The following is a 6190-nucleotide window of genomic DNA, read 5'->3' on the forward strand; positions in this document are numbered from 1 at the left end:
AAAATATCTTATAAAATTTAAAATGATCTTATATTTTTCAATAGTCTCTAATATTATCGGAATTTTCGTAAATATTATTGGAATCACCACTAAAAGAAACATAGTAAAGGTAATCAAAGCACTAATTATAAGAAATTGTATAATACTGAGTAATCTTCTTCTTATATAAGGGGGGGGAGATTTTATTTGATATACACGATTTAAAATAGTTCTTAAACATTCTACAAAAGAAGAAGCAGTCCAAACACTGCCTACGATGGCAAGATTCATTAAACTTTGAGGGGGAGCACTTAGTAATTCTCGTATTCTCTTTTCTATTGATTCCGTTGCTTGTTCCGGAAGACTGTCTAGAAAAATTTGTATAAAATTTTGACCAAGTTCTGAAGCGCCTAAAAAACTTGTTAAAGCTAATAAAAATACTAGGAAAGGAAAAATAGATAAAAGTATCATAAATGACATATATCCGGAATGTTCAACGCCATCATCTTCTATTGTTCTAAATAAGGCCACATAAAGACAATTAAAAATTTTTTTCATTATAAGCTTAAGTTTTTATTATTAATTTTATATTTAATCTTAAATAAGCTAGCTGTAAATAATTAATTTATAATTAAAATGAAACTAACTTTATCTTTGATTTGAAATATTAATATAGAAATGAAATTTTCCCTTGCATTAATTATATATTTTTCTATAATACACCAAAATTTGGTTTCTTTATAAATTGTAATTTATAGGACTGTTAACAAAGTAATTATAATTAGCTTTAAAATTTATTTTGTTAACAGTCTTATGTTTCAGTAAATAAGTTTTTAAATATAAGATATTGATATTTTATCTTTTAAAAAATATTTAAAGTTCTTATGATATTTTTTATTGATAAGAAGTAATCCTGCACGATTCTTTAATAATTATTTACCAAATGATTACAAAAAACTTAAAAAATGTTATTTTATAGTTGCGTATAATATTAATTTATGGTATTATTTCTACTTACAATTGGATAAGTTTAATGGTATAAAATTACTAATAACCACATATTTTATAATAATATATGATAATATCATTTTTATTCAAAGAAAATTTTTAAATATAGATATAATTAGTAACCAAGGAGAAGATAATGGGTAGAAAAAACGATATTATACAAAAAATCGATCGTTTTATCGGCGAGAAAATTTATTCTTTAAGACTCGCTAAGGGGTTGTCTCGTCAACAACTTGCTGAAGTAATTGATGTTACTCATCAACAATTACAAAAATACGAAAAAGCAATTAATAGAATTTCTGTAGGAAGGCTAGTACTAATCGCAGAAGCTTTAGATAGGAATATTGATTATTTCTTTGAAGGGTTAGAAGAAGCTAATAAACCGCAGCCCGTACATACTCAACATCAACGTATGTGTATTGAAGTTTCAAGAAATTTTATGAAGATTAATAGCACGGAAGAACAACAAGCCGTTAATAATTTAGTAAAATGTTTAGCTGGAAAAGAAAAACTAAAAACTAATGTATAAAGTATACAATTTCGTGAACATAATTAAGCTTTACTAAGCAGCTACCTAATAATCATTCATTAGAACAGATATCATCTTAGCTAACTTGATCGACATTGTCGCATGGCGGCTATGTCATTCCCGCGAAAGCGGGAATCCAGTAATTAAAACATATCAATGATATAAGTTTTCAAAACTAAAAATTTACGTTACTTTTTTCTAGCTTCCCGCTTTCGCGGGAACGACATGTATGTCAAATTAAGGAACTCTTCCTGTATCTTTGCGTGGTTTTAGTTGAGCATCATAACCTACTTTCGATTTATCTTGAATTGCAACTTTTTCTTCAAGCTTTGTTCGATTTTCTGTTAACATTGTTATATTATTAACTGTGCCTTTTTTCTTATTGTCTGCTTCATTTTGAATTAAGGTACTAATTAATTTTATTTTTTCTTTATCGTCTAATTTTAAATTTTCAATAAATGATTTTTTCTCTGCTAACTCCTTAGTGTTATCATAGCTTCCTTGCTGTTGCTCATGTTGAGGTTTATATTTATCATCTATGGTTTTATAATCTGCAACTGATTTATTAATTTGCTGTTCTGATTCAGCTCTTTTTTCTTCAGTGGTCTTAAGATTACCATTTGGAGAAAGCATAGCACGAAAATTATTGACTTTCTCAACTGCAAGCTTAGATATATCACTTAATATACCAGAAGTTTTTTTCACAGCTTCTTCTTCTGTCGATACTACTGATTCTTTAGATTTTTCTAATTCTTCTTCACCAGGTGTAGGGACATCTTTTGATGTTTCAGTTATACCTGCAACTATGTCCGAAGTTTTTTCTGTAATTTGTTTTTTTGAGACTTCGGTTTTTTCAGGGTGAGCCTCTAAAATAGGATCAATCACATCTTTTAATGCATTAGCTACCTTTCTTGCTGCAGCATGTAAATCTGTGTCTTGATATAAATCTTTATTTAAATTTTGAGTTTCTCTTTCCAAAGCTGCTTCCATTGCAGCATCTTTAAGTGCTTTTTGATCTTCCGGTGTAGCAGTACTTTTGTCGATACCGCTCGAAACTGCCTTAGTCAGTTCAGAAGTTACTTCAGGGGTTGCTTTACCTTCATAAATGCCGTCTACTAACCCTTTAGTCATTAGCTTTTTATCTTCTAAATCTGTTATACTTTCGGCAACCCCTTTTTCTACGGATTCTATAGCAGCAATTTTTTCTGTAGGTGCTATAGTTTTATGACTAGCTATAGCTTTGCCCATACCTTTAACAATGTCTGCTTTATCTTGACCGTTCAAAGGACTCTCAGCAACTACCTTAGTAATATTTTCAAGTGTTTCACCTTTTATCTCTGCTTTAATCGGACTATCTAAAACCTTTGTGGTAACATTTTGTATTGCCTCAGTTTTAGCGATAGCATTAAATGCAGGGTTAGCTAAAATACCTTGCACCTCTGCTATTTCGACATTTTTAGTTTGTTCTGCCGTAATCTTATCTAAATTCTGTTGCATCAATTGTTGTTGTTCCTGGGTTAAAACACCTGCTTCTTTTCCTTTTGCTAATATATCCCCGATTAATTGGCTCTTTTCTTTAGGAGTAAGTTTTGACTCGTTTATCTTGTTGCCCATTCCTATAAGCATACTCCCTTTTTGCTCATCAGGGAGGTTACTATTTATTATTGTATCGCTGAGACCGTTAAGTGCCGTCCATCTATCTAATTCATCATTAAATGTTAAAGCAAGTTCTGTTGCTTTTCCCACTATTTGCTGTTTATGTGTTGGATCAAGATTTTCTGAATTTAACGCGATAGCTACTGTACCTTCAAGCATTTTTGATTTTTCTAGGTCTGGGGTATTCTGATCATTTTTTATGGTTTCTAATACCGCATTTACTCCAGTTACTTTTGCGTCCGGTGTAAGGTCTTTAGTATTGACCGTATTTTCAGTTAAAGCAATTATATTAGCCTGCTTTTCAGCAATATCACTTTTCTCATTATTAAGAATTGCTGTGGCTGCTTCTTTAATTAAATCAATTTGTTTATTGTTGTCAGTTTCTTTTGTTAAACCTGCATTTACATAATTTAATAAATCTTGCATGCTGCCTGATAAAGCTGTAGCTGCATTAAGGAGGTTTGGATTCACTTGTTGCGGCATCGGCATTCCGTGAGGATCACCAAGAGGATAAGGTGGATTTGGAATTCCTGAAGATTTAGCTTGTTGCGGCTGTGGCATTTGTGTAGTTTTAGTAGTAGTAGGCGTTTCAATAGATGACTGCAACCCTTGATTTGGAGTTATTGTTGGTTGTAGTGTTTCCTGGGATCGATTTTGTACCTTTGTTAAATCTTCAGCTATAGTTTGTGATAAGTCAACGCTCTGCCCTTGGTTTAGTTCTACCTCTTTCATCATTTCTTTATATTTACCGCGTGTTACTGCAAGTGTATAAATTTCTCCGCCATGCTCAATATAAGCTACCGCATCCGGTCCGTCTCCGGCAAATTTTAAAGGTTGCGGTGAGCTTATTTCTTTAAGCAGAGGTTTACCGTTTGGTCCTTCTTCGTAGTGGGCAGTGAAATATACTGTTTTATCTTTAGAAGGTTTCGTACCGTCGGCTTTTAATGCCACCATCGATAGATGCATCGACCCATCGGCTTTATCAAGTTTTACAGGAAAATCAATCTCTCTATATGAACTAATTTGAACCTGCGTACCGTCTTGTTTAGCTACAGTAAAAGGCTTAGTTTTAACAGTTTTTTCATTTAAAGTACAAAGTTCATCACCTACATCATTTTTAACTACTGTGGCTCTAAGATCACTTGCACCTATTTGGTTTTCCCACGGTACCGGCTTAAATCCACCTGGGTATCCATTAGCGGCACTATATGTTGAGAGAACATTTTTATAACCGGCTATTTCTGCTGCTTCTAGCTTCTTTTTCGTATCTGAATCTTCAAAAGCTTTATTAACTAACCCTTGATTATCCGGATTACTTAAAAAAGCACGGAATTTTTTATCTTCTTCCTCCTTTGCTATTTGTTCAGCTAACTCCGGATTTATATTGGCAAAATATTCTCTTAATACATCTCTTTGCTTTTCTAAAATCTCTTTTCTAATAGCTTCGGTTATTGGGTCTAATGTTTGACCGTCTGCCGATATCCCCCCGGATAAAGCACTAATTGAAGGCGTTGAAGTAGAGGTGCTAGCCGGTGCTTGAAAAATACCATCATCAGCTTCTAGTTCTGGGGGTGTAGTTTGAGAAAAAAGTTCCTGCTTTTGCTTTTCTTGTTGCTGTTTTTCTTCTTCTGTAAATTCTCTATTTAAAGGATCAAATTCACTTATATCCGGGTTACCGTCTTTACTCATAAAACCTCTAATTTAATCAAAAATTAATTAGCACAAACTGAATGTCATACCGCGACTTGATCGCGGTATCCAAAAAAATAATTCAAAAGATCCCGTGGTCAAGCCACGGGATGACAAAGGAAAAAGCTGGATTTCTGCCTACGCGGGAATGACATAACATATCTTTTTTCACAGTTTGTGTTATACTGTCAAAAATAGTATATAGGGATTTCAGAAATATCAAGAAAAATCTGATATTTTTATTGAGAAATTTTAATAGAATTTTTATATTCTTTGTTGAGCTCTTTGGTTGCCCAAAGCCAAATTATACAAGTAATTATGAATATAATCATCAAGCAAACAGAAATAGATTGGTAGCTAGCAGAAGGTAATATTATAAATACTAATGATTGTAAAAATGCACTACCTGATTTACCAAGTTTTGTACCGATTACATCAGCCGCTGCTTTACCTTTTATTTTTATTTCCGGGTCTAAAGGGACATAAGCCATTTCTTTTGTTGAATCAAATAAGGTATATTTGCTTGATTTACTAAGCACATTTTGAATAGCACCAATAGTTATAGCAATTAAAGCAGGATCGGTTAGAATGAAATTTGCTATTATTAAACCGGCAAATCCTTCAAAATTATTAACGGCAAAAAATAATATACCGGTAACAAAAACTATTAAAGGTGTGATAACAGCCGCCGTAAACCAGCCGAGTCTTCTAACTATATTTGAACCAAGTACGACGAATAAAATAGTAAATGCTCCGGTATAACTCAAATAACTTCCTATAAACGCTGCATATTCGGTTGGAGTTTTATAAATTTTAGTAGCTGCTGCTTTCCAAGGACCTTCTACTAAGTTTATAGCAATACCATAACAAATAAGTAAAGTTGCAATTAATCTAATATGTCTTGACGATAGAATCATTTGAAAACTTTCGGCAATAGTCATTGATTTTTTCTTTGCTTTAAATTTGAGTAATGCCATATGCTCTTTGTCTAGTATTTTATGATTAAGTAGCCAAAAAGTTTTAATAGCGATGATGCCTAAAATTAATACTATAGTTAGTATAATTTGTATAGAAAGCGTGTGAAAAGACGATTGCAATGAGAATTTATTAGTTACATACTCATTAATATTACTTAGATTTTCTAAAAATTGTCCTGCTAAATAAATACCTGTTTGGCTTAGTAATCCAAATAACGGATAAAATCTTTTAGATTCTTCTACTGTAGTAATATTATTAACAAATTGCCAAAAAAGTAATGCAAAAACTACATTTGGCCATAATTCGGCTATTATGTAAAATAACGAAAAACTCCATTTCGATAAAAGCAAT

The 6190-nt window shown here is 32.1% G+C and carries 4 protein-coding genes; 1 reads left to right on the forward strand and 3 read right to left on the reverse strand.

The genetic code is table 11. The annotated features are described in order from the left end of the window. A partial coding sequence (locus tag AC1Z7D_RS05550) for a YihY/virulence factor BrkB family protein (protein WP_482602694.1) occupies window positions 1–537 on the reverse strand: 537 nt, incomplete at its 3' end. Window positions 538–1123: 586 nt separating this feature from the next. Between AC1Z7D_RS05550 and AC1Z7D_RS05555 the strand changes: the two genes are divergently transcribed. Further along, window positions 1124–1516 carry a helix-turn-helix domain-containing protein gene (locus AC1Z7D_RS05555; RefSeq protein WP_482602696.1) on the forward strand — a complete coding sequence of 131 codons (393 nt, stop codon included), beginning with the start codon at window positions 1124–1126 and terminating at the stop codon, window positions 1514–1516. Between the two features lie 237 nt (window positions 1517–1753). Here the strand turns inward: AC1Z7D_RS05555 and AC1Z7D_RS05560 are convergent, their stop codons facing one another. Both AC1Z7D_RS05560 and tlc4 read right to left on the reverse strand, forming a co-directional pair. Beyond that, window positions 1754–4861, reverse strand: a complete 3108-nt coding sequence (locus AC1Z7D_RS05560; RefSeq protein WP_482602698.1) for a Sca4 family spreading effector — start codon at window positions 4859–4861, stop codon at window positions 1754–1756. Between the two features lie 239 nt (window positions 4862–5100). Further along, window positions 5101–6190: NTP/NDP exchange transporter Tlc4 (gene tlc4, locus AC1Z7D_RS05565; RefSeq protein WP_482602700.1), on the reverse strand; the 1090-nt coding region annotated here is incomplete at its 5' end.

It is taken from the genome of Rickettsia sp., from assembly GCF_965035265.1.

Bases quoted from the DNA above. Each gene is read 5' to 3' on its own strand.
- AC1Z7D_RS05555 (WP_482602696.1), top strand. From the start codon at position 1,124: ATGGGTAGAAAAAACGATATTATACAAAAAATCGATCGTTTTATCGGC.
- AC1Z7D_RS05560 (WP_482602698.1), bottom strand. From the start codon at position 4,861: ATGAGTAAAGACGGTAACCCGGATATAAGTGAATTTGATCCTTTAAAT.